The organism is Acinetobacter sp. 479375 (assembly GCF_000581715.1).
GTDB classification, from domain to species: domain Bacteria; phylum Pseudomonadota; class Gammaproteobacteria; order Pseudomonadales; family Moraxellaceae; genus Acinetobacter; species Acinetobacter ursingii.
This window is the reverse complement of record NZ_JEZN01000010.1, coordinates 36,367-59,825: the sequence shown is the minus strand read 5'-3', so window position 1 is coordinate 59,825 and position 23,459 is coordinate 36,367. Positions and strand designations below refer to the sequence as shown.

The 23,459-nt window shown below is 41.4% G+C and carries 21 protein-coding genes and 1 pseudogene; 10 read left to right on the top strand and 12 right to left on the bottom strand.

Annotated features, from left to right (window positions below; all coding sequences use genetic code 11):
* Positions 1 to 36: 36 nt before the first annotated feature.
* From folK to mazG, 4 genes are all read right to left on the bottom strand, one after another.
* Positions 37 to 525 carry a 2-amino-4-hydroxy-6-hydroxymethyldihydropteridine diphosphokinase gene (gene folK, locus J500_RS10130; protein ID WP_034699472.1) on the bottom strand — a complete coding sequence of 163 codons (489 nt, stop codon included), beginning with the start codon at positions 523 to 525 and terminating at the stop codon, positions 37 to 39.
* A complete protein-coding gene (pcnB, locus tag J500_RS10125; protein ID WP_004992978.1) occupies positions 522 to 1,976 on the bottom strand; it encodes a polynucleotide adenylyltransferase PcnB in 1,455 nt (484 codons plus the stop codon). Before pcnB ends, folK begins: the two co-directional genes overlap by 4 nt.
* 130 nt (positions 1,977 to 2,106) lie before the next feature.
* Positions 2,107 to 2,568, bottom strand: a complete 462-nt coding sequence (locus J500_RS10120) for a ComEA family DNA-binding protein (protein ID WP_004994674.1) — start codon at positions 2,566 to 2,568, stop codon at positions 2,107 to 2,109.
* A 1-nt stretch (position 2,569) separates the two neighbouring features.
* Positions 2,570 to 3,343: a nucleoside triphosphate pyrophosphohydrolase gene (gene mazG, locus J500_RS10115; protein ID WP_004994676.1), complete on the bottom strand. Its 774-nt coding sequence runs from the start codon at positions 3,341 to 3,343 to the stop codon at positions 2,570 to 2,572.
* Positions 3,344 to 3,484: 141 nt separating this feature from the next.
* Here mazG and J500_RS10110 point away from each other — a divergent pair, with 141 nt between their 5' ends.
* The 4 genes and pseudogenes from J500_RS10110 (at position 3,485) to J500_RS10100 (ending at position 6,473) form a co-directional block, all read left to right on the top strand.
* A complete protein-coding gene (locus tag J500_RS10110; RefSeq protein ID WP_034699469.1) occupies positions 3,485 to 4,273 on the top strand; it encodes an SDR family oxidoreductase in 789 nt (262 codons plus the stop codon).
* A gap of 124 nt (positions 4,274 to 4,397) precedes the next feature.
* Positions 4,398 to 5,840, top strand: coding sequence for a protein adenylyltransferase SelO (locus J500_RS10105; protein WP_034699466.1), 1,443 nt, complete (start codon positions 4,398 to 4,400; stop codon positions 5,838 to 5,840).
* Between the two features lie 134 nt (positions 5,841 to 5,974).
* Positions 5,975 to 6,046: pseudogene (locus J500_RS17700) on the top strand (L,D-transpeptidase catalytic domain protein); the annotation flags it as partial.
* A 49-nt stretch (positions 6,047 to 6,095) separates the two neighbouring features.
* A complete protein-coding gene (locus J500_RS10100; RefSeq protein ID WP_034699463.1) occupies positions 6,096 to 6,473 on the top strand; it encodes an MmcQ/YjbR family DNA-binding protein in 378 nt (125 codons plus the stop codon).
* A 47-nt stretch (positions 6,474 to 6,520) separates the two neighbouring features.
* Here the strand turns inward: J500_RS10100 and J500_RS10095 are convergent, their stop codons facing one another.
* Positions 6,521 to 7,207: a response regulator gene (locus tag J500_RS10095; RefSeq protein ID WP_004992959.1), complete on the bottom strand. Its 687-nt coding sequence runs from the start codon at positions 7,205 to 7,207 to the stop codon at positions 6,521 to 6,523.
* A gap of 6 nt (positions 7,208 to 7,213) precedes the next feature.
* Positions 7,214 to 8,911, bottom strand: coding sequence for a sensor histidine kinase efflux regulator BaeS (gene baeS, locus J500_RS10090; RefSeq protein ID WP_004994684.1), 1,698 nt, complete (start codon positions 8,909 to 8,911; stop codon positions 7,214 to 7,216).
* A gap of 129 nt (positions 8,912 to 9,040) precedes the next feature.
* Here baeS and J500_RS10085 point away from each other — a divergent pair, with 129 nt between their 5' ends.
* The 4 genes from J500_RS10085 (at position 9,041) to J500_RS10070 (ending at position 14,123) form a co-directional block, all read left to right on the top strand.
* A complete protein-coding gene (locus J500_RS10085; RefSeq protein WP_004994686.1) occupies positions 9,041 to 9,421 on the top strand; it encodes a hypothetical protein in 381 nt (126 codons plus the stop codon).
* A gap of 289 nt (positions 9,422 to 9,710) precedes the next feature.
* On the top strand, positions 9,711 to 11,513 hold the full coding sequence (locus tag J500_RS10080) for an acyl-CoA dehydrogenase C-terminal domain-containing protein (RefSeq protein ID WP_004994688.1): 1,803 nt from the start codon (positions 9,711 to 9,713) through the stop codon (positions 11,511 to 11,513).
* Between the two features lie 189 nt (positions 11,514 to 11,702).
* Entirely contained in the window at positions 11,703 to 13,484 is a 1,782-nt protein-coding gene (locus tag J500_RS10075) for an acyl-CoA dehydrogenase C-terminal domain-containing protein (RefSeq protein ID WP_034699460.1), read from the top strand.
* Positions 13,485 to 13,628: 144 nt separating this feature from the next.
* Positions 13,629 to 14,123: a phosphate-starvation-inducible protein PsiE gene (locus J500_RS10070; protein ID WP_004994692.1), complete on the top strand. Its 495-nt coding sequence runs from the start codon at positions 13,629 to 13,631 to the stop codon at positions 14,121 to 14,123.
* A 46-nt stretch (positions 14,124 to 14,169) separates the two neighbouring features.
* Here the strand turns inward: J500_RS10070 and J500_RS10065 are convergent, their stop codons facing one another.
* The 3 genes from J500_RS10065 to J500_RS10055 form a co-directional block, all read right to left on the bottom strand.
* Positions 14,170 to 14,592, bottom strand: coding sequence for an RcnB family protein (locus J500_RS10065; RefSeq protein ID WP_004994695.1), 423 nt, complete (start codon positions 14,590 to 14,592; stop codon positions 14,170 to 14,172).
* Between the two features lie 358 nt (positions 14,593 to 14,950).
* On the bottom strand, positions 14,951 to 15,301 hold the full coding sequence (locus J500_RS10060) for an RcnB family protein (protein WP_004994696.1): 351 nt from the start codon (positions 15,299 to 15,301) through the stop codon (positions 14,951 to 14,953).
* Positions 15,302 to 15,448: 147 nt separating this feature from the next.
* Positions 15,449 to 15,901: an RcnB family protein gene (locus tag J500_RS10055; protein ID WP_004994698.1), complete on the bottom strand. Its 453-nt coding sequence runs from the start codon at positions 15,899 to 15,901 to the stop codon at positions 15,449 to 15,451.
* A gap of 172 nt (positions 15,902 to 16,073) precedes the next feature.
* Between J500_RS10055 and J500_RS10050 the strand changes: the two genes are divergently transcribed.
* Positions 16,074 to 16,520: a hypothetical protein gene (locus J500_RS10050; protein ID WP_004992938.1), complete on the top strand. Its 447-nt coding sequence runs from the start codon at positions 16,074 to 16,076 to the stop codon at positions 16,518 to 16,520.
* Positions 16,521 to 16,598: 78 nt separating this feature from the next.
* Here J500_RS10050 and J500_RS10045 read toward each other — a convergent pair whose 3' ends face one another.
* The 3 genes from J500_RS10045 to znuD (J500_RS10035) all read right to left on the bottom strand — a co-directional run bounded on the left by J500_RS10045 (position 16,599) and on the right by znuD (J500_RS10035) (position 22,527).
* The gene (locus tag J500_RS10045) at positions 16,599 to 18,062 is read right to left on the bottom strand and encodes a phospholipase D family protein (protein WP_004994702.1); all 1,464 of its coding nucleotides are present in this window, start codon (positions 18,060 to 18,062) and stop codon (positions 16,599 to 16,601) included.
* A gap of 143 nt (positions 18,063 to 18,205) precedes the next feature.
* On the bottom strand, positions 18,206 to 20,236 hold the full coding sequence (gene znuD, locus J500_RS10040) for a zinc piracy TonB-dependent receptor ZnuD (protein WP_034699456.1): 2,031 nt from the start codon (positions 20,234 to 20,236) through the stop codon (positions 18,206 to 18,208).
* A gap of 221 nt (positions 20,237 to 20,457) precedes the next feature.
* Positions 20,458 to 22,527, bottom strand: coding sequence for a zinc piracy TonB-dependent receptor ZnuD (gene znuD, locus J500_RS10035; protein WP_034699453.1), 2,070 nt, complete (start codon positions 22,525 to 22,527; stop codon positions 20,458 to 20,460).
* A gap of 150 nt (positions 22,528 to 22,677) precedes the next feature.
* Between znuD (J500_RS10035) and J500_RS10030 the strand changes: the two genes are divergently transcribed.
* On the top strand, positions 22,678 to 23,451 hold the full coding sequence (locus J500_RS10030; protein WP_034699452.1) for a DUF4184 family protein: 774 nt from the start codon (positions 22,678 to 22,680) through the stop codon (positions 23,449 to 23,451).
* The last annotated feature ends 8 nt before the right edge of the window (positions 23,452 to 23,459 follow it).

Genomic DNA, 23,459 nt, shown 5'->3' with positions numbered 1-23,459 from the left:
CATGATGTCCTCTATCAACCAACCCGAACAGGCAAGTTATTTTTCAACCCAGTTGCGATCCGCCACAACAGTTAAAGACGGATGTTTTACCAGTTCTAAATCTTTTAGCTTTTGACCTTTTACAATGAGATCAGCATCAATATCCAACAAAGGTACAATCACAAAATCACGCTCAAGTAACCCAGGATGTGGCACAGTCAAACGCTGATTTTGAATATCTTGCTCAGCATAAATAAGTAAATCCAGATCCAATGTACGCTCACCCCAACGGCGCAGACGTACTCTACCTGCCTCATGTTCAATACGCTGTAATTGATCCAGCAAATCCAAAGGTTCAAGCAAAGTGATTAACTGTGCCGCGGCATTATAATAATGCGGTTGATCCTGCGGTCCCATCGGAGGACTTTGATAAAGTCGAGAAACCTGAACCTGACCCAAATCTTTTAAACGCTGAACTGCATATTGAAGAATCTGACGGGAATCACCTAAATTACTGCCCATCCCAATATAGGTGACAACATTCATTGAGTAGGTCCAAAAACAACCTGACTCAAATCACGCTGTACCCGTTTACGCTTCATAATTGGGTGATCAGTATTGAGGTTTGCCGTCGAAGATTCGGGACTACGAGCCACATGGTCTTTACTCCGTGTTTGTTCACGGCGCGCACGACGACTACGTGCTTCTGGTACGTTAACTAAAGGTTCAATTTCAGCCGTAGTGTCTTTAGATTCGTTTGCTTCAATATTTTGTTTACGGCGCGTCTTAGCACGTTGCCGATTATATTGACTAATCGCAGTTTCTTTTTCATCACTCGACAGGGACTGATAATGATCCCACCATTGCCCCATGCCCTGTGTTGAATCATCGCCCGATTTTTCACGCAACAACAAGAAGTCAAAACCTGCACGGAAACGCGCATGACTTGCGAGTGCTTCAATTTGTTGAGGTTTAGGATTAAGTAAACGTACCTGCATTTCCCAAACTTCACGAATAAAAGTTTCTGCAAAACGAGGAATAACAGTACGGGTGGCTTGGCGCTTAAGTACGTCTAAACCTGCCTGCGCACGTGCTTCAGCAGGAACAATGCCTTTCGCCAGATAAAAATCACAACGCTCTAAAAAAGGCTTCCATAACAACACCGCATAGAAAAATGCAGGGTTAATGGTTTTACCAATTTGAATACGCTGATCAGTATTTTTCGCGGCACGTTCAATAAATTTGCTGATATCAGGCTTAATATCTGCAAATAATTGCTTCCAGATATCAAATTCGATGAGCATTGGTAAAACACGAGCCAAATGCCCCATCGTGAATAATTTTTGCGATTCATCATATAAACGATGTGGCGATACATCACGTAACAGTTGCGTCATGTCCACATCAAAGATTTTTAAAATCTGTGGATCAATATCAAAATTTAATTTGGCTGCAAAACGCAGTGTACGAAGCATTCTGACTGGATCTTCTTCAAAACGCTGTTTCGGATCACCTAATAAGCGTAATGTTTTATGATCAATATCGGAAATGGCATCACAAAAATCCAGCACAATACCTTTGCGTGGTTGATAATACAGCGCATTAATTGAAAAATCACGTCGAGCAAAGTCTTGTTCGATAGTGCCCCAGTTATTATCACGCAAGATCATACCTGATGTACTGGTGACTGCTTTTTTAGGTGGCGCACGGAAAGTCGCAACTTCAATCAGTTCACGACCAGAATACACATGTGCCAACTCAAAACGTCGTCCAATAATACGACAACGTCGTCCAAAAACTTCTTTTACCTGAGCAGGTGTAGCATTGGTGACGGCATCAAAATCTTTTGGATTAAGACCTAACATGAGATCCCTAACCCCACCACCAACGATATAGGCTTCATAGCCTGCTTTGGTCAGACTATCGATCACATCTAAGATAGAAGAAGGAAGTTGCGTTGTAGATAAACCACATTTTGACGCGCGCAAAGTTTGCAAAAGACGCTGTCTCCTACGTCTGAACGTAAATGATAAGATGCGCTAATCATATCTCTAACCCGCCTAAAGGGCAATTTGATTCTCTCAATGATTAGGCACTTAGCTCAAAAATCTTGTTAAATCCTGCGTATTATAAACCAAGATTTGATTTATTTTTTTCAATAAATTTTGGCCCGATCCCTTTAATATTGAGCAAATCATTGACTGATCTAAATTGACCATTCTGGTTACGATAATCAACGATCGCTTGTGCTTTTTTCTCTCCAATGCCATTGAGCTGTTGCAGTTCCTGTGTAGAAGCTGTATTGAGATTAATCTTGCTTCCCAATTTTTTTGAAGAATTATTTTTAGATGATGATTGTTTTGATGTTGCCGAAGTATTTTGTAAGCTTGGCTTACCCAAATAATAGTCCGCTGTAGAAGAAGATGCTTTTAAACGCTGATCATGCGCTTGTTGCTGAGTTTTCCATGATTGATAAGAGTGATCAAATTGTTGAGCATGTAGCATGCTTGAGAATAAACACAAAATACTGATCTGAATCCAATAGAGTGAAAGTTGTCGTAACGCGATCATCTTATGTAACATTGCCATTTTATAAAGACCCAAGTTTTAATTGTTGTTTCGCCTGATCCCAGAGCGCATCCATTTCTTGTAGACTCATCTCTTCTAAAATTTTTTGTTGTAAAGTCGCTTGCTGCTCAATATACGCAAAACGTTGTCTAAACTTAAAAATGGTGGCCAAAAGTGCGGATTCGCTGGACAGCCCAAGTTTACGTCCAACGTTGATCAGAGAAAATAGGCAATCTCCAAATTCTTCATGTATTTCATCGGATTGTTGTGCCTGAAGTGCTCGTTCAAACTCGCCAAGCTCCTCTTTTACTTTGCCATAAGCATCTTCAACCGTCTCAAAGTCAAATCCCAGCTTTGCCGCTTTCTTTTGGAGCTCTTGTGCCTGATTGAGTGCAGGACCATGTTTGATCTCATCTAAACGTGACTTGGGTTTACCCTGTTTTTCCTGTTGCTTAATCTGTTGCCATAACTCGCTCACCTGATCAGGATCAAGTGCTGAAAACTGTTCCGCTTGAAATACATGTGGATGACGACGAATCAGTTTTTCACAAATCGCATTGACCACGTCCTGAAAATCAAAAGCCCCCTGTTCACTATACATTTGTGCCTGAAACACTACTTGTAACAGTAGATCTCCTAGCTCATCTCGAATCTCATCCAGATGGCCTTCGCGAACCGCAGCGTCAACTTCATAAGCTTCTTCAATCGCATATGGGGTTAGACTTAAAGGCGTTTGCTCACGATCCCACGGACACTTTTCACGTAATTCACGCATAATATTGAGTAGTTGTTGCATGTTTAACTCCTTTATAAGTCATCGAAGCGCATTCATTTCAAAAACAGATTTGTTATGATGTGGACTCAGCGCATTGGAAATGCGCATGCTCTTTTAACAAAAATCTATTAAAACCGTTTACCCAAAACAAATGAGAAAAATATGGCTCAAAGTATCCTGATTACAGGTGCAGCTCAAGGGATTGGGGCTGAAATTGCACGCACTTTTTATCAACACGGCTATCTGGTCGGTATTTTTGATATTAATGAGATCCAGAATCAAAAACTTGCTAAAGAATTAGGTTCTCGTGCCTTCGCAGGCTATCTGGATGTCAGTGATTACGACAACTGGCAGCGTAGTTTGCAACAGTTTGTACAATGGGCTGGTGAACTTAATATTCTGGTCAATAATGCAGGCATCCTCTACTCGGGTGCATTTGAACATACCAATATCCAAGCCCATCAGCGAACCCTTGATATTAATGTCAAAGGCGTACTCAATGGCTGCCATGCTGCTTTATCTTATCTCAAACAAGCCCGTTCAGCTCGCATCATTAATCTGTCATCGGCTTCTGCCATTTATGGACAGGCGGATTTGAGTTCTTATTCACCCAGTAAATTTGCAGTCCGTGGGCTGACTGAAGCGTTGGATGTGGAATGGCAAAAATATGGCATTCGGGTTTTGGATGTCATGCCGCTCTTTGTACAAACCGCGATGGTTAAAAATATGGATGCAGGCAGCATTCAAAATATGGGCGTAAACTTGAGTCCCTCTGATGTTGCCGCTGAAGTATTAAAACTCGCGCAACAAAAAGATCATGTTTTTCGGGCAACGCATACACCGATCGGTGTAAAAGCCAAAGTTTTATATCAATTATCCAGCATCAGCCCGCAGTTTTTAAATCGTTTGAGTAATTTAATGATCAGTCGAAGAAAGAAATCTTCTAGATAATAACAAACCTCTCGCTAAAGACGATCCAGATAAAATAATCCGACTCGACTAGAAAGTTTGCGTCTTAGGCAGGAGCAGGATTATTTGCTATAGTGCTTTTAAAGCCCTTGATCTCTCCTTTGCCATGTATTTCAATTCACGTTATCCAGAACTCAATCCAAAGCTTTATCATCAGCAAGCCCCTGTCCCCCTAAAAGGCGCTGCGGCAGGACATTTTAATGCTGAACTGGCGGATGATTTACAATGGTCTGAACACGATAAACAGCAATGGGTTGAAATTTGCAGTGGACAAAAAACCTTTGCAGAATTTCCCCCTTTAGCCATGGTCTATGCAGGTCATCAATTTGGACAGTGGGCAGGTCAACTTGGTGATGGTCGAGGTTTATTAATTGCTCAGATTTTGAATCGTTCAGGTCAAACCATCGACCTACATTTAAAAGGTGCAGGTCTGACGCCTTATTCGCGGATGGGCGATGGTCGTGCGGTATTGCGTTCAGTGATTCGTGAATATCTGGCAGGACATGCTTTAAACAGTTTAGGTATTGCGTCGAGTAATGCGGTTGGATTTACGACATCAAGTCAGGGTGTACAACGTGAAACACTGGAACAAGGCGCAATGTTATTACGCAGTTCCGATTGTCATATTCGTTTGGGGCATTTTGAATGGATCAATCAATATGCGCCTGAATTACTCGCAGAATTTACTCAAAAATGTATCGAATGGCATTATCCAGAAGCATTACAAACGGAACAACCGATTCTGGCTTTTGCACAAGGCGTGATTCAAAATACTGCAAACATGATCGCGCAATGGCAACTGGTGGGATTTGCTCATGGGGTCATGAATACCGACAATCTAAATATAACTGGTTCAACGCTGGACTTTGGCCCTTATGGCTTTATGGAGCGTTTCCGTCCCAACTGGATCAATAACCACTCAGATCATCAGGGTCGTTATGCCTATCAAAACCAGCCAAGCATTGCGCATTGGAATTTATGGATGTGGCTCAACAATCTCATTCCTCTAGCCAAGCCTGAAGATAAAGAAAGGTTTAAAACGCAATTGGCTGATTGTCTCGAAGATTTTGAACCTACTTTTTTAGCCACCTATAGCGCAGGTCTATGCAAAAAAATGGGGCTTCCTGATTTTCATAAAGACAGCTTTGATTGTGGTATGGCTTTTCTGCGCATTTTGCAAACTGAACAACTGGATTACACGCAAAGTTTTCTGCGCCTGCAAAACCAGCAATATAAAGCGCTTCGTGATGATTGTCTGGATATTCGTCAGTTCGATGAGTTTTTACAAAGCTACCATGCTATTCGTGAACAGCAGGATATCGAACAACTGAATGCTCAGATGCAACAGGCCAATCCAGTTTATATCCTAAGAAACCATATGGCGCAAAAAGCCATCGAACAGGCTGAGCGTAGTGATTTGAGTGAAGTCGAACGATTATTTACGTTATTGCGTCACCCCTTCACCCCACAACCTGAGCTGGAACGACCTGAGGACTTAGCACCACTTCCAAGCGATGTCCCTGAAGTGATGGTAAGTTGTTCATCTTGAAGCATGAAGATTAATCACAGTTATCCCCATTTTCTGTGGATAACATTGTGATTATCCACAGGATAATTTCTCATGACGAATCAAATATAAGTCTTTGAACATAATATGTAGAATAAACAACCAACTTATTTTGACTGCCAAAAGATGACTGGACATGGGGTTGTGTTGCGGTGTCAAATCGTGACATGGATGAAATTTGGCAATGAGTCAAAAATAACACAACAATCGAGATCTATCCTTGGATGAGGAACATCAATGAACGCAGAAAAAATACAAAAATTGGCTATCCAAATTGCGCTGGAACAACCTGAAACTGTGTTATCTCATCCCTTTGGTCCGCAGTGTAATGTGATCAAGGTCTTTGACAAAATTTTCTTATTAACAGGCGAACTGAACCAACAAAAATTTATAAACGTCAAAATTAAACCAGAACAAGCAGATGAACTAAAAGAATTATATCCCTCAATTACATCAGGCTATCACATGAACAAAAAACACTGGATTTCGATATTTGAGGGGCAGAATATTGACGCAGATTTTATTGAAGATATGGTTAAATCTTCATACGCGCTCGTGGTCAGCAAATTGAATAAAACCCAAAAAATGCGTATCAAACTTCTGTCGAGTAAATAAGTAAATTTTGGATGAGCAGCAATCCATCATGCTGCTCAGATTATTTTTTAATCTTCTGGATATTCAAAACGATAGCCAACCCCATAAACGGCCTGAATCCATTCATGACGATTGCCTGTATCCGCAGCCTCAGTCACCTTTCGGCGTAAGTTTTTAATATGACTATCAATGACACGATCCGCCACATCAAAACTATCTGGATTAATATGATCTAATAACTGTGCACGCGAATAAACCTGTCCGACATGTTCCAAAAACAATTCCAAAAGACGAAACTCAGTAGGCGTTAAACTTAACGATTTTTGTTGATACCAGATTCGTTGCTGCGCTTTATCAATTCGGAATAAATCATTTTGCTCAGGTTCTGCCTTACGGTCTAAACGACGCAATACCGCCTGTACTCGCGCAACCAGCTCTTTAGGACTAAATGGCTTACACACATAGTCATCTGCGCCCATATTTAAACCAAGCACACGGTCAATTTCTTCGGTGCGCGCCGTCACCATAATAATCGGTAAATCGGACTGTTCCCGAACTTTACGGCAAATGGTCAGTCCATCCATACGTGGCACCATCAAGTCCAATACCATTAAGCTAGGTTTACGTTGTAAAAAGCTATCATACGCTTCCTGACCATCATGAAACATACTGACTTCAAAACCTGCGGCTTGCAGATAGTCACGCACCAGATGAGCCAGTTCAACTTCATCTTCAACCAACATTACATGTTTCATCGTCAATTATTCCTTATGTATAGACTGTGTTTTTGGAAAGGTCAAAATACAGCGTAGACCACCCAGCGGTGAATGTGCAAAGCTTAAACGTCCACCCAAAGCCTGCGCAAGCTTACATGAAAGTGCCAGCCCCAAACCTGTCCCCCCTGTACTGCGGGTACGGGAATCATCTACACGGTAGAAGCGTTCGCCTAAACGTTGAAGCTGTTCATCATCGACACCCAATGGACTATCATCCACAATGACACTCCAATGCTGACTGGTTTCCTGCGTATGAATATGAATCTGGCCGCCTTGTTCAGTATAGCGAACGCTATTACTCAGCAAGTTGACCATAATTTGTTTAAAACGGTCTATATCCAATTGTAAAAGTGTACCTTGACCGTCTATAGAAACGTTAAGCCCCGCTTGTTCAAACTTCGGCTTAAAGTTATCAACTTCTTGTACCATCGCCTCCCATGGATTGACCTCGGTAAAATAACATTTTAACTGCTGTGCATCTGCCTGAGCCAAATCACCCAAATCCTGTGTGAGTTTCTTCAGGCTCGTCACCTGACGCATCATGGCATCTAAATGTTCAGGACTGGCTTTGCGAATCCCATCTTGCATGGCTTCAATCTGCGCCTGTAATACACTCAGCGGAGTTTTTAATTCATGCGAAGTATCCGCCACCCATTGTCGGCGTGATTGTTCATGTTGATCCAAAATTATCGCTAACTGGTTTAATTGTGCGGCCAGATCGCCAAGCTCATCATTCCGTTTAATCGTGACCTGATGTTGATAATTCCCCTGCGTCAATTCACGAGTGGCGTTCAATAAACGCTGAATTGGTTTTTTAAAATAGGTCGCGAGTAATAATGCCGCCACTAAACTTGCCAGTACAGAGAAAGTATAAATTAACAGTAAAAAGCGTTTTTGATTACTAAAGAAGTTGATACTTAAGGCATCATCCTGATCCAGTACAGGTTTTAAGCCCAAATAACCGACAACCTGATTACCAACCATAATCGGTCGAAAAGACAGTTGTTCATTCGATGGCTCACCAACGACAAACTGATGATGAACATCATACAGCGAAAGGCGTGAACTTAACCCCAATCGGTCAGGCATGGAAATAAAGCGCTTTTTGCCGTCTTGCGGCATCATCCCCGCCATTTCAGAAAGACGGGGTGGTCTATGGGAGTCTTTATTTTTATCGTTGGGACGAAATAAATTTTGATTGGAACTGAGTGGAAATTTAAGCCCTTCAAAAGGCTGATATTCAGAAGGTAAATTATCCTCAATAAATTTGCGTTCTTGCTCATCCAAAATTGGACGATTTTGAAACTCGATATTATGTGAAAGTTCTGGAGAAAGGCTCAATAAAGTCTGCTCTTTAAACATCCGTTGTTGCAATGCAATATCATACTGACGGCGCAACCACCAACGAGACAAACGATCATAATCGTCTGGAGCAGCATCCCCTTCAATCTGTAAAATCTGCGCCTGAATCGCATTGCCCCAATCATGATAAACGCTATAAACATTGCCCAAATTGGTAATAAGATGATCCAGTTTTTGCATCTCCACATCTGCCACATAGCGGGCAAAGTTTTTCTGCATGGTCCAATGCAAAACGCCCAGACTCAGTGTAGTAATGACCAATGTAGTCAATAATACAGTCAGAAACAGACGCAAGGCGATGGGCACACGACGAATCTTCAAAAGTAAACTCTCATTTTTCTTCTATATTCACTATTGTAGCGAACACTCACTCAAAAAACTCTCCATTGTTTCTTCATGTTTATTACTTAATCTTTAATGCATGAAATCAACATAAATGTGGGGATCAAAATGAATAAGTTATCTAAAGTTGTCATGCTTGCTGCAACAGTGGTCACGATGGGAAGTCTAGCTGCCTGTCAATCTACAACAGGTCCGCAAGAACCACCCGCACGTCATATGATGGATGATGGCCCTCAAGGCAAACATTTTATGAAACGCCATAAATTAACCCCTGAACAACGCGCTGAAATGCAGCAACGTCGTGCTGAACGTCAAGCTCAGTTTGAACAAATTCAACAAGCCTGTGTGGGTAAAACTGTAGGTCAAGCCATTCAAGTCAAAGTGGGTGATAAAACCATTGATGGAACCTGTCAAATACGTTTTAAACCGAACAAAATGGACGATCGCATGGCGTCCCCTGCTCCAACAGCACCAGTTAAAGCCTCATAAGCAAAATCTAATCTTTAAAAGACGCACAAGCGTCTTTTTTTGTGGACACAACTTTTTACGTTTTTTGACTATTCCTTTCATAAAAAATTAGATAAAAGTGTTTAGACTCAATGTACTTAGGTATTTCAACAGCATTTTCTTTGACTTTACAGTCATGGATGTTCACGCGCAAATGCTTGTACATATAAATAAGTTGTTGCACGATGTAAAAGTAAAAGATGTGTCATCAGACACCATTATCGTTGATTAGGATTATAACTCTGGTTTAACCAGTATTGAGGAACCCGATATGCCACAATACAAAGCGCCGCTACGTGATATGCAATTTGTTTTGCATGAATTATTAAATGCCGAAGAACACTATGCAAAACTTCCTGCATTTCAGGAAAACGTCAGCCGTGAATTGGTGGATCAATATTTAGAAGCCGCTGCGGATTTTTGTGAAAACGAACTTTCTCCACTGAACCAAATCGGTGACCGTGAAGGTTGTACATGGAATGACGGCGTTGTCACCACACCTACAGGTTTTAAAGAAGCCTATCAAAAATATATCGAACTCGGTTTCCCTTCTCTTGCAGTGCCTGAAGAACATGGCGGTCAAGGTTTACCGGGTTCACTAGGGACGGCCATTTCTGAAATGGTCGGTGCAGCAAACTGGGCATGGGGCATGTACCCAGGTCTATCTCATGGTGCGGTACGTACTATTGAGCATCATGGTTCTGATGAGCAAAAATCAACTTATTTGCCAAAACTTGTTTCTGGTGAATGGACAGGAACCATGTGTTTAACTGAATCTCATGCGGGTTCAGACCTTGGTATCATCCGCTCTAAAGCTGAACCAAATGAAGATGGTAGTTTTGCAATCTCTGGCGAGAAAATCTTTATCTCTGCTGGCGAACACGACATGGCTGAAAACATCATTCATATCGTGCTTGCGCGCTTACCTGGTGCCCCTAAAGGTACCAAAGGTATTTCATTATTTATCGTACCAAAATTCAATGTAAATGCTGATGGTTCTTTAGGTGACCGCAATGCCGTTCGTTGTGGTTCTATTGAACATAAAATGGGTATTCATGGTAACGCGACTTGCGTCATTAACTTTGACAATGCAAAAGGCTTCTTAATCGGACCTGAAAATCGCGGTTTACACGCCATGTTTACCTTCATGAATACAGCGCGTATTGGTACAGCGGTTCAAGGTTTATCTGCATCTGAAGCATCGTTCCAAGGTGCATTGGCTTATGCCAAAGATCGTTTGGCGATGCGCGCTCTTTCTGGTCCTAAAGCACCTGAAAAAGAAGCAGATCCGATTATTGTACATCCTGCTGTACGTAACATGTTATTGACTCAAAAAGCATTTGCGGAAGGTGGTCGTGCTCTTGTTTACTTCTTGTCTCAATACGCAGACGTAGTTGAGCAAGGTACAACTGAAGAAGAACGCAAATTTGCGGACAATATTCTTTCATTGTTGACTCCAATTGCGAAAGCATTCCTGACTGAAACAGGTTCAGAGTCAGCCAAACACGGCGTACAGGTATTCGGTGGTCATGGCTTTATTTCTGAGCATGGCATGGAACAAATTGTTCGTGATACACGTATCTCTTGCCTATACGAAGGAACCACTGAAATTCAGGCACTTGATTTGTTAGGTCGTAAAGTTCTACAAACTCAAGGTGCGATGCTACGTGATTTCACCAAAATCATTCATAAATTTGTTGAAGCGAACAAAGACAATGCAGCCTTGAAAGAGTTTGTTGAACCTTTGGCTGCCTTGAACAAAGAATGGGGCGATCTCACTATGCAAATTGGTATGCGTGCGATGCAAAACCCTGATGAAGTCGGTGCAGCAGCAGTTGATTACCTATACTTCTCTGGTTATGTCACACTGGCTTATTTATGGGTACGTATGGCATTGGTTGCTCAGGAAACATTAGCGGCAGGGACAACAGATGTTGACTTCTACAACGCTAAAGTCACCACTGCACGTTTCTACTTCAAGAAAATCTTGCCACGTGTTCGTTCGCATGTCGATGTACTTTCAACTGGCTTAGAACCACTTATGGCATTAGATGCAGAACACTTTGCGTTCTAATCTGAACCTGCCTAACATGTGTGCATGAGTGAAAACAATTGCATACTAATAAAAAAGGACTGATCAGTTTTGACAGTCCTTTTTTTATCAAATCAATGTTAAATTAATGCCAATCAAAACATACTGATGAATTACATTTTCTGTGTAATATTAAACACATAAATGTAAAAAGAACAAAGGTGAAAAACGATGCCAATTTACAACGCTCCCCTTGCAGACATGCGCTTTATCTTAAATGACGTATTCAAAGCAGAACAATTCTGGCAAGCCAATGAAAATCTGGCTCATATTGATGCTGCAACTGCTGAAGCCATTTTAGAAGAAATGGCTAAATTTGCACAAAACGTAACTTTGCCCTTAAACCGTACTGGTGATGAAGAAGGCGCACGTTATGAAAACGGCAATGTCTTTACCCCTGCTGGTTTTAAAGATGCATTTCAACAGTATGCGCAAGGCGGTTGGATCGGTTTAGGTGCAGATGAAGAATGGGGCGGTCAAGGCATGCCAAAAATGCTGACTGTTCTTGCCGACGAAATGCTATTTGCTACTAATCCATCGTTTATGCTCTACCCGCTTCTTTCTGTCGGTGCAGGTATGGCACTCAACAGTTATGCATCGCAAGAGCAAAAAGAGACTTATTTACCTAAAATTTATTCAGGTGAATGGTCAGGTACTATGTGCTTAACTGAGCCACATGCAGGTACAGACTTAGGGATTATTAAAACCAAAGCTGAACCGAATGCAGATGGTACCTATAACATCACAGGTACTAAAATCTTCATCACAGGTGGTGATCACGACCTTGCTGAAAATATCATTCATCTAGTCTTGGCTAAAACACCTGATGCACCTGCAGGTTCGCGTGGTATTTCGCTCTTTATCGTACCAAAATTTATGGTTAATGAAGATGGTTCAGTCGGTGAACGCAATGCGGTTGGTCCAGGTTCGATTGAACATAAAATGGGCATCAAAGCTTCTGCTACTTGTGTCATGAATTTTGACGGTGCCAAAGGTTTCCTTGTCGGTAAGGAAAACGAAGGTCTGGCTGCTATGTTCGTCATGATGAACTATGAGCGTTTATCAATGGGGATTCAGGGTCTTGGCGCATCTGAATTTGCCTACCAAAATGCGGCTCAATATGCGACAGATCGTTTACAGGGACGTAGTGCAGCAGGTGTACAATCTCCAAATAAACCAGCAGATAGTATTTTAGTGCATGGCGATGTCCGTCGCATGTTGCTGAATGCCCGTGCCAATAATGAAGCATCTCGTGCTTTTGCAGTGTATGTGGGTCAACAACTCGACATTACCAAATTTTCAACGGATGCTGAAGCTGTTAAAAAAGCCAATAATCGTGTTGCATTGCTGACACCGATCGCCAAAGCGTATTTAACAGATACTGCTTTCCAAGCGACGCTTGATGCGCAAATGTGCTTTGGTGGACATGGTTATATTCGTGAATGGGGCATGGAACAATGTATTCGTGACCTGCGTATTTCACAAATTTATGAAGGTACTAATGGCGTTCAGTCACAGGATTTAATTGGTCGTAAAACCATTAAATCTGGCGGTGCATTTATTGCTGAATATATTGCCGAAATCCGCGATTTTGCCAATACGCTCAGTTCTGACCTGAACTTCATTAAAGATGCAACACTTGATGCAGCCACTGAAGTTGAAGCGGTAACTCAATTTATTTTGCAACAAGCAGCAGAAAATGTTGATTTCCCAAATACAGCAGCCGTTGATTATTTGCATGCTGTTGGCTTACTCAGCTTTGCCTATATGTTTGCCAAGATTGCAGCCGCTGCACAAGAAAAATCAGGCGATTTCTATCAAAATAAACTTTCTCTTGCTCAGTACTTTGTTGCGCGTATCCTGCCAGAACTTGAAACTCGCATCAAAAAAATTGAAGCAGGCTCTGAGTTAGTCATGAGTTTTAGTGAAGAATACTTTACCACTCAATCCTAATTGATTCTTTCAAACTAAAACGCCTGATTCATCGGGCGTTTTTTTATACTCTTAGATTTTCAAATTACGTCAATCAAAGCGTCATGTGCATGAAATTTGCTTGATATTTAATAACCATCATCTGTCAATATAAGAAGCTTAGTCATGCTCACTCCCAAGTCCCCCAAAAATCTAGAGGCTTTTCTGGATAAACTCGGTAATCGCGCCGTCGAAGCTTTTCATTATCTGGCGTTGTTTATTATTGGCTGTATGGTGGCATGGTCAGCAATTCATACCACCATCGATATTTTTACCGTTAAAAAATATGCCACGATTGACGATATTTTATTGTTATTCATCTATTTAGAACTTGGCGCAATGGTTGGAATTTATTTTAAAACCAACCACATGCCAGTGCGATTTCTCATTTATGTTGCCATTACTGCATTAACTCGTTTATTGATCTCAGATATTCAACATAACCATCAGGCCGATGTTGATCTGCTGATCGTGACAGGCTCGATCTTGATTTTGGCTATCGCAATTTTAATCGTCCGCTATGCATCATGGCATTATCCATCTGTCATTCGGGATAAGCATCAGGAACGTCCATTGGCCAAAGGAGAAACCCCGCGACCAGAAGATGATGAATTGGCATAAAAAAACCACTACCCTGCTCAGATAATGGTGTTTGAGAAAAATCGTATTAATGCCCGCCAAAAAGAATCTGGGCAATAATTCCTGTAGCAACAGCGACTAACACATAGCGTCCATCGATATATGCCCAGCGGTGTTGCGGTGGAGGCGGTGGCAGTTGATAGTCATACCAGTTATTCACATAATAGCGTTCCGCTAAATATTGCGGTGGCAAACGATAACCGGGTCTGAAATCATGTACTCGGTAATATCGTGGCGGTGGTGCATAATAGTAACGATTTTCGATCACCCTAGGTGGCGGTGGTCCATAAGCTCGCCAATCGTGACGATGCCAATCTGCATGTCGATCTGGCCCGCCATGATAATGCCCCCAACCGCGTCCACCCCAATCTGGAGGCGGTGGATCAGCCAGTGAAAGTGTGGATACACCAAGCATACACACACAAAGTGAAACGGAAATGATCCTTTTCATATCCAGTTGTCCGCAATAACACCAAGTCTAAAGTGTAGAAAATGCTCTGGGAGAAATCATGAATAAAAGACCCATATCTGCAATCAATTGTTATGATTTTAGTGGGTTGTAATACGCTTCATATTTCATTGTAAATTAACTTAAAAAACCTCCATAAATCCAAGTAAAGAGGACACTTCAAGCTTTGGCACAGGCTTCATCGTTAAGTCTCACTTCAGTGATGAAATCGGCTTTCTGCGTAAAATTAAAAAGGCTGAGTCCTGTACAGAACTCAGTCCTTAGAAACCGCTTAATCAAACCATCCAAATTTTGGGGGTCAGATCATTGCGATGCTGGATTTTATGATGACTCAAACAATTTATCGAACTGCATAAATACGATGGTTACTATTTGATACCAATAAATAGCGACCATCTGCTCTTACCCAATGATAGCCACGTGGCGGTGCAGATAAGCGCGAATTACGCCAATTTGACACGTGATAACGGTTGTCACGATATTGATAAGGTAAGCGATCGCCTTTTCTAAAACTCACATAACGATCACGTTCATGATGTGAGTTTGACCATTTTGGTGGTGCTTTAGGCGGAGCGTGATGATAATGACGATCGACGCCACGATATTGATTCCAGTCATTGGGTGCTGCCATCGTGGTGGCCGAAATACCCAAAGCCAGTGCAGCCAGTGTCATCTTCAATGATATTTTCATGAGTTCATCCTCTTTTGATCTGTCTCCAGATTAGGCGACAGTCAAGGAGAAAGCATGGATGAAAAGCCTGATTTTGCTAAAGATTGTAAGCTTGCTTCCTTAAAGATGAAGAATATGTAACACACCATGATTCCTCAATATCGTCGATTAACGTACAAGCTCAATACGAAAGTTATCATCTGAAATCAGTAAATAATGCCCGCCTACTGAATACCAGCGTGTTCCCCATGTTGGCTCGTCAAGCTGATGTCCAGACCAGTCATTGAGATAATATTGTTCATTACGATATTCGATAGGTAAAGTATTACCACGAACAAATACATAGCTCTCAGTTCGATACTCATACTGAGTATGAGGCTGGTAGTGATATTCAATATAACTCCCCTGATGAGGTCGCTGCGGATAATGAGGATAATGTCCATTTGATGGAGGACGATGCCCATAATAAGGCGGTGGAGGTCGATTCCATTGCGGTGGTCGTGACGGTGGTTTAGGACGTTCTACACCACGATAATTTCCCCATTGATTTTCAGCCATACTTACAGTGGAGAGACTGAGTAAGATTGCAACCATACAGGCATATACACCATAAATACGCATCGTATCGCCCTTCTTATTCTTTAAATACCCTATTATATTAGCTTAAAAACAAACAATTTCTGCATAATAAATGTAGGTTCCATTTAAAGTTGTACTGCGTGGCATGCTTCACATTTCTTTATTGAAAAAGCCGCTATACTAGAGGTTCCTTGTATGACTGGATTGAGAGCTTGTGGCTGAATTAAGTTTTGAACGCCTTTATCAATTTTTTAGTAAAATACCAAGCATTCAGGAAAGCCGAATCGATGCACATGGCGCGGATGGTAAAGATGCATGGTGGTTTAAATTTCAGATTGATGTTGAACACCCGCTGGCTTGGCAAACGGTGCAAGAGCTGGGACATGTGTTGAATTATTTATCGACCAATGAACGGTTACCCACCCAGTTTTTTCCAGTTTCTCCTCCACCCTATATGAATGGTGAACCAAAAGAATTTTTGGCGTGGGTCATTCAATGTAATCATCCAGATTTTACGCCAGATGTTGTGTGTGACTGGCTCGAAGCACGTTTACCCAATCCGGTAGAAGATGAAAGCCAATGGAAAATTTCAACCGATTTGGCAGGACTGGATGAATTATCAGCTCAAGAATTGGATGAACTAATTCCTCCAACGCATTAACAGCCGATATAAAAAATCAAAAAGAGAGCAATAATCTCTCTTTTTGATCAGCATTGGATTCGCTTTTAAGCAAAATCATTAAAAAGTAGAAAGTCCCGACCATTCCATAAAACGATAAGTCCAATATTTGAGCTTGGACTCATCTACATATTTGGAATAATCGACACTCATTTGACGACCATTCAGATTCGACCATGCAGTATTAAAGTAACGCTCCGCATCTTGAAAAACGGCATCCTGAGTTTGTCCTTGCACCAACATATCCGTTTCCAGATTATAATTTTTCAAATTACGTGCAGTAAAATTAGCCGAGCCTAAAATCATCTCAGCCTGAGTCGGGTTAGATTTAATGATCATTTTACTGTGGCATTGTTCACCATGAGTGTCGCACCAACGCACAGGAACGCCTGCAGCATGTAACTCTGAAGCCACTTGACGATTGGGAATGCCATTTTTTTGACGTCCAAAAGCATCTTTATTCGGATCAAGTAAAACCCTTAATTTCACGCCACGTTTTTGCGCTGCTTTTAAATCATTCACAATTTGACGTTCGGACAAATAAAACATCGCCAGATCAATTTGATCGTTGGCTTTTGCGGACTGAATTAAATCCACTACCGCATGATATATTGCCGCTTCAGTCAAAACCTGAACTTGGGGCGCCTGATGACTGGCGTTGATTTCACCCATCACCATCATAGGTGATGAACCCGAAGACATTTGCGCCACACTTTGTTCAGTTTTCAACAGATCCATGGCTGTTGGGCCTGACACCAATAAAGCGACGTTGGAATGGCGTGAACTGCCATCATGAGGATTGGCTGAAGTCACCAAAGATTTCCAGCCGTCATCGGTATTCACCACCAAGGTCTTACGATGATTTGCCTTAAAATTAGCCAGTTGCAAATAACTGCGTAAAGTAATTTTTTCCTTGCCAAATGGATTTGGTAACCAGCCCTTTTCAGGATTATTACCTAGATCCTGACAACAGAGATACCAGAGTCCAGACCAAGTTGGATTCGAGGCACGTAATGGAGTGAGGTTAGTTTCGATGATATCAATGCCTGCCTGACGTAATTGTCGATAATGTTCAGGCAAGATACCGCCGTAAACCGAATTAATCGGATCAGTAATCAGCGTAATTTCAACATTCGGAGATTCGTGCCGTTTTTGAATCAAGGCTTGGGTAAGTTGCTGTGTTAATGGTCGCTGTGTCAGTTTGGATTCACCTGTTTCTGAATTAAATAAGAACATATCCAGAACAATGGTGGTTTTCGCCTGATGGATCAGATTCAAAATTTCATCAAAAATTTGATGATCCTGCTGTTGTTGACCTTGAGCATTCACATAAGTTTGATCAGAAAGAAATTTAACCTCTGCATGACGTAATTTACCCGTAAAATTTAAACCATCGGGTAAGGGTTTATAGACATGATAAATCGCGGAAGCAATATAACTCAGGGCTAATACACCTGCGATCAGTGCAACGTAACGACGCCCCGACCAATTCAGCTTTTTGTGAATTCGTTGAAAAATACGCATAACAAACAACCTAAACAATTAGGTTCAGGCTAGAGTTTATTTCCTTATTTTTCAAGACACATTTGGTTAAATTGGCTTATCTCAAGCTGCAAAAACACAAAAGGAAGATCTCACATCTTCCTTCAGGTAAAAATATTAGAGATTTAAAAATTAAAATCGATGCCCACACTAAAGTTTCGACCTATTTGTGGCACATCAGAGAGGAAAGACTCGTGTAAATAGACTTTACTATCGAGCAGATTATTGGCTTTGGCATATAACTGGTAGCCTGTTTTTGGGTTCAACTGCCCCTGATAAGCCAAGCCTAGATTTACCATATTATAACTCTTGCCTTCGGTTTCGTAGTTGGCAATATCATCCTGATGAAAGACATGATAGTACTCGGCTGTACCAGAGTATCCTTCACCAAAATCTGCCTTGATACGTGTTCCCATTCGCCCACCCGGAATACGTGGTGCATTACCATTATCATAGAGCTTGGCACGCACATAATCACCAAATAAGCCTGCATTATAGCGCGCACTCATCTGGTAGCTAATATCACCATCAACGCCATAAAAACGTGCATCTGTTTGGTCATAATGTATAGAACGAAAATCTCCCTTACGGTCGATGGTATTTGCATAGATAAAGTTATCAAACCAATTATGGTAAACAGTTAAGTTGTACTGAAGCGCGTCTTGGTCGCCATGGAAACCCAAATTGATATTATTGGATTTTTCTTGTGTTAATTCGTCATTACCAAATTCGAAACTTTTTGTGGGTCCATGTAATCCTCCATTCGAATATAATTCCTGAGCCATTGGAGAACGTTCTTGATGGGATGCATCAAGTGAAATTTTATGATTCGGTGTAAATTCCCAAGCGCTTTCACCTGCAACAGAATAGGCCGTACCATTAAAGTTTTTCTGATCTGAGTCCACACTTGTATCTTGATGATCAATACGTGTAAAGAGTTTCGTCGTGACTGGACCAAACTGTTTCGTCTGTAAGGCAAATAAACTGTAACGTTCGGTGTCTGTGGGTGCCATCAAAGCTTCTTCGCCATCGATGGTCAGTTTTTGGCGAGTAAATTGTGCGCCCATTTGACCATTCCAACCTGCCCACGGATGATTGTCTAAAACAATACGCATATCTGTACCTGTACTATGAAACAGTGTAGCTGGCGTATCGCCATCCATTTCGGCATGTTGATACGTCGTGTGGTTGGCCTGAGCAGTTAAGCGGCTAAATCCCACAAATGGATCATTCAATTGGGTTTTAACGTCATAACGTTTTTGTTTTAAATTAATCCACGATGAACTTCCATTTTCACCGTCGTCCTCATGTTCCGCAGGAATGGTCAACATCATGTTGTGGTCAGGTTCCCAGTCTGAATCGACATCTCCAGGAATACCATATTTATCATGACGTTCACTATAGGAAACTCCGGTATAACCACGATCATAAATCCATGACAAGCCTGCATGATAATCATGGGATTTAGCAAAGGTGCTATCTTCACGGCGTGAATCGCTTTGTAGATCATTCGGTAAAATATAGTTATTGGCATCGCGTTTTACAGCACCCAAATTTAAAGCAACCTGACGCCCCAAACCGATTGTGGTATCACCCGAATAAACCAAACCATCATCACCCGTGTTATAACGCGCACCTATACGCCCTTCATAGCCATTTTCTGGCATTGTTTCAGGAATTTTATGATCGATCACATTGACCAAACCACCAACAGAACCCGCACCATACATTAATGTTTCCGGGCCTCTTAAGACTTCGATCTGATCTGCCGAATTGGGATCGACCGTGACTGCATGATCAGGTGAAACCGAAGAAACATCTAATGGATCGCCCCCATTTTGAGTAATCTTGACACGTGCCCCATCCTGACCTCGAATCACAGGGCGGCTTACGCCCCCCGTGTATTGAGCTGAGTAGATACCTGCCTGACCATTTAAGGCATTGCCAATTGTAGTTGCACCCTGAACCAATTGGTCTTTCCCGATGACCGTGTCACCTGCTGCATGATTGAGATGATCTTTTGGCGTAGACTGAGCTTGCAATTCAATTGTAGGTAAATCATTGACATCGACTTCCTGTTGAGAATTTTGCGCAAAAGCATGTTGTATAGACAAAGAAAGAATAGAAAGTGCAAATATATGTGTTTTTTTAAACATGATGATCATCCAGATGCTAATCACATGTTACGTTATAATATATTATATATTTTTCAAGAGAATTCAGGGTCGTATCATTATTTCCATTAGCAATATGACTTTTATGGTTTCGACAATAAATTAAGTCTAATTTAAGCAAAAGATGAATAGAACAATATAACATTTCAAAAACATGAAGCCTATATCATAGGCTCCATGTGAATATTTAAAAACCACTGCTTTTAGAAACTAAAATCGATCCCCACCGTAAAGTTTCGTCCAACTTGAGGGATGTTGGATAGAAACGATGCATGGTTATACACTGTTTCATCTAGCAGGTTATTGGCTTTTAAATAAACCCGATAATCCGTTTTATCACTGGCTCGTGCTGCATAGGCGACACCTAGATTCACCATGTTATAGCCGTCTGTCTCAGTTTCATAAGCAGCAATTTTGTCTTGTTTAAACACGTGATAATACTCTGCCATTCCAGAAAAACCGTCTCCAAAGTCCGCTTCAAAACGTGTACCTAAACGTCCTCCAGGCATACGTGGTGCATCACCTTCAGCATCAATTTTCCCGCGAACATAATCTCCAAACAATGTTGTTTTATAAAGTGGAGAAAGTTGATAAGAGATTTCACCTTCTACCCCATAAAAACGTGCTTCATCTTGTGTGTATTGCACAAGTCGGAAGTTCTCATAACGATCCAGTGTACGAGCATAGATATAGTCATCAAACCAGTTATGGAATACATGTACATGATAATTCAGCGTGTCCGTATCATAATGAAACCCCAGTTCGATATTATTGGATTTTTCTGGGTTTAGGTTTTCATTACCAATTTCATAAGTATTGGTGGCGAGATGTTTCCCGTTGGCATAAAGCTCTTGTGCCAGTGGCATACGCTCCTGATGTGAAGCGACTAATGACAATTTATAATTCGGCGCAAATAACCAATTGGCTGCACCTGAATAAGAAAAAGTATGGTCATCATAATCTTTTTGCGATGAATCAATATCAATTTGTTGCTGATCAAAACGTGCTGCCACTTCAAAATGTACATCTTTCCACTGCGTATGTTCTAAAGCAAATAGGCTCCATTTATCCGTAGTACTCGGCCCTGCAAAGATGGATTCTTCACCGGTAATATCCAGCTTTTGACGGCCAAATTGTGTGCCTAACACCCCTTCCCACATGCCAATCGGCTGATGCACCAACTCTAAACGCGCATCATAACCTGTACTTTTAAATGTCGTTGCAGCTTCACCTTCTTCAATTTCGTCATGTTTATAGTCTGTATAACTGGCCTGTGCCCGTAACTTTTTAAAGCCTGCAAACGGATCATCTAGCTCTGTTCTAAAATCATAACGTTCAGATTTGAGGTCGACCCACGGGCCAGCATGATCGTGATCATGTCCATCCTCATCATGATCATGACCGTCGTGATCATGCTCTTCATCATGCCCACCACAATGTAGATGTGTACCATGCGGATGACAGCTTTCATACTCATGACTATGACCCGGCAAACCGTATTGATCCTGACGATTAGTATAAGAAACTCCTGTAAAACCTCGATCATAGATCCATGACAAACCTACACTGACGTTCTCTGATTTGGCAAAGGTATTATCGACTCGGCGTTCTCGCTCACCGTCATGAACATAATCAGGTGCAATATAATTGTTAGCATCACGCTTTAAACCTTCAACACGTAGCGCGACCTGATCACCCAAACCAACTGTAACTCCCGCAGCTCCTAACTTTTCATCGCTACCTGTGTTATAGCGCAGTCCAATCTGCCCCTCATATCCACCTTCAGGCATTTGAGTTGGAATTTTACTATCGGTAACATTCACCAACCCACCCACTGTACCTGCACCGTACAGTAAAGTTGAGGGCCCTCGAACAATTTCAACTTGCTTCGCCAAAATTGGATCGACTGTTACTGCGTGATCGGGAGATAAAGTGGAAACATCCATCGTTTCAGAGGCATTGTCTAAAACTTTCACTCGCGCACCATCTTGCCCACGAATAACGGGACGACTTGCACCTGGCCCAAACTGATTGGAATAAACCCCAACCTGTTGACTTAAAGCTTCACCAATTGTTGCACCACCCTGCCGCAATTGATCATTCTTAATAATATTGTCAGCAGCCGCATAATCCACAGCACTTTGCACCAGAGGATGTGCGCTAACTTCGATAGTTTCTAATTTTTGTATCTCAGTCTGTTGCTCTGCTGCTTGTGTTCCTGTGCAGATCATTGCAAATATCGACACAGTCAGTGCATTCTTTTTAAAGAACATATAAAGCCTCGGATTCTTAAAATCTTAAAATCTTCTTAATTTTTGTTATAATATAACATTTCATTTATTTTGCAATAAAAAACATTCATTCATTCTACAAAGCATTACACTCAGACCCGATCTTGATCCAAAATTTATTTCTTTATATTTATGCCTTTTACTTTATCCCATGCAGTTCTTGCTCCCCCTATCGCCAAAATAACTCGATACAAATTGCCCATTGGTGCTTTGGCGATTGGCTGTATGACACCAGATTTAGTGCGATTATTTACAGATGAAAATGTCACGATAAGCCATGAATGGGCAGGCTTAATTATTCCAGATTTATTGCTTGGACTTATTTTTTGCGTACTGTGGTATGTACTGTATCGCCCTGTGTTTTATTACTGGCTCTCTCTACAAGATGATTTAAATCTAGCTACTTTTAATCGGTTCTGTAGTTTTTGTATGGCTTGTATATTGGGAGTCATCATAGGCTGTGCAACACATATTATCTGGGATGGACTCACGCATGATGATTTTAGAACCTTTGCATTTCAAGGCTTACTCAGTCAGGACATCGTATTTTTAGGGCGAACTTATCCTATTCATCGATTTTTACAACTTACAACCTCTGTGGTGAGTTTGCCGATTTTAGGTTGGATGTGTTATCGGTATATAATTGAATATCGCATTCAAAAGCAGCGCACATCATATAGATCATTAAGTCTTACGATATTTCTCTCGTTCGCTGTAGGCGGCTATTTTCTTTTTAGCTATTGGCAACAACTCGATGCTCAACTCTGGCATACAGATACCTATGCTGTTACAGGCAAAGCGATTAATTATTTTTCACGTGGTTTTCTCATCTGTTTTAGTTTGAGCTGCCTCATTTTTATTCTGGCCAAATGGTTTAAGGCATTTAGCGCTCAAAAACAGAATTAAGCTTTCAA

Excerpts from the sequence above, each read along its gene's own strand:
- J500_RS10060 (WP_004994696.1), bottom strand. The coding sequence starts at position 15,301 with ATGAAAATATCATTGAAGATGACACTGGCTGCACTGGCTTTGGGTATT.
- folK (WP_034699472.1), bottom strand. The coding sequence starts at position 525 with ATGAATGTTGTCACCTATATTGGGATGGGCAGTAATTTAGGTGATTCC.
- znuD (WP_034699456.1), bottom strand. The coding sequence starts at position 20,236 with ATGTTTAAAAAAACACATATATTTGCACTTTCTATTCTTTCTTTGTCT.
- J500_RS10120 (WP_004994674.1), bottom strand. The coding sequence starts at position 2,568 with ATGGCAATGTTACATAAGATGATCGCGTTACGACAACTTTCACTCTAT.
- J500_RS10105 (WP_034699466.1), top strand. The coding sequence starts at position 4,398 with ATGTATTTCAATTCACGTTATCCAGAACTCAATCCAAAGCTTTATCAT.
- J500_RS10045 (WP_004994702.1), bottom strand. The coding sequence starts at position 18,062 with ATGCGTATTTTTCAACGAATTCACAAAAAGCTGAATTGGTCGGGGCGT.
- J500_RS10085 (WP_004994686.1), top strand. The coding sequence starts at position 9,041 with ATGAATAAGTTATCTAAAGTTGTCATGCTTGCTGCAACAGTGGTCACG.
- J500_RS10095 (WP_004992959.1), bottom strand. The coding sequence starts at position 7,207 with ATGAAACATGTAATGTTGGTTGAAGATGAAGTTGAACTGGCTCATCTG.
- J500_RS10075 (WP_034699460.1), top strand. The coding sequence starts at position 11,703 with ATGCCAATTTACAACGCTCCCCTTGCAGACATGCGCTTTATCTTAAAT.
- J500_RS10070 (WP_004994692.1), top strand. The coding sequence starts at position 13,629 with ATGCTCACTCCCAAGTCCCCCAAAAATCTAGAGGCTTTTCTGGATAAA.
- znuD (WP_034699453.1), bottom strand. The coding sequence starts at position 22,527 with ATGTTCTTTAAAAAGAATGCACTGACTGTGTCGATATTTGCAATGATC.
- J500_RS10065 (WP_004994695.1), bottom strand. The coding sequence starts at position 14,592 with ATGAAAAGGATCATTTCCGTTTCACTTTGTGTGTGTATGCTTGGTGTA.
- J500_RS10055 (WP_004994698.1), bottom strand. The coding sequence starts at position 15,901 with ATGCGTATTTATGGTGTATATGCCTGTATGGTTGCAATCTTACTCAGT.
- J500_RS10110 (WP_034699469.1), top strand. The coding sequence starts at position 3,485 with ATGGCTCAAAGTATCCTGATTACAGGTGCAGCTCAAGGGATTGGGGCT.
- J500_RS10100 (WP_034699463.1), top strand. The coding sequence starts at position 6,096 with ATGAACGCAGAAAAAATACAAAAATTGGCTATCCAAATTGCGCTGGAA.
- mazG (WP_004994676.1), bottom strand. The coding sequence starts at position 3,343 with ATGCAACAACTACTCAATATTATGCGTGAATTACGTGAAAAGTGTCCG.
- J500_RS10080 (WP_004994688.1), top strand. The coding sequence starts at position 9,711 with ATGCCACAATACAAAGCGCCGCTACGTGATATGCAATTTGTTTTGCAT.
- J500_RS10030 (WP_034699452.1), top strand. The coding sequence starts at position 22,678 with ATGCCTTTTACTTTATCCCATGCAGTTCTTGCTCCCCCTATCGCCAAA.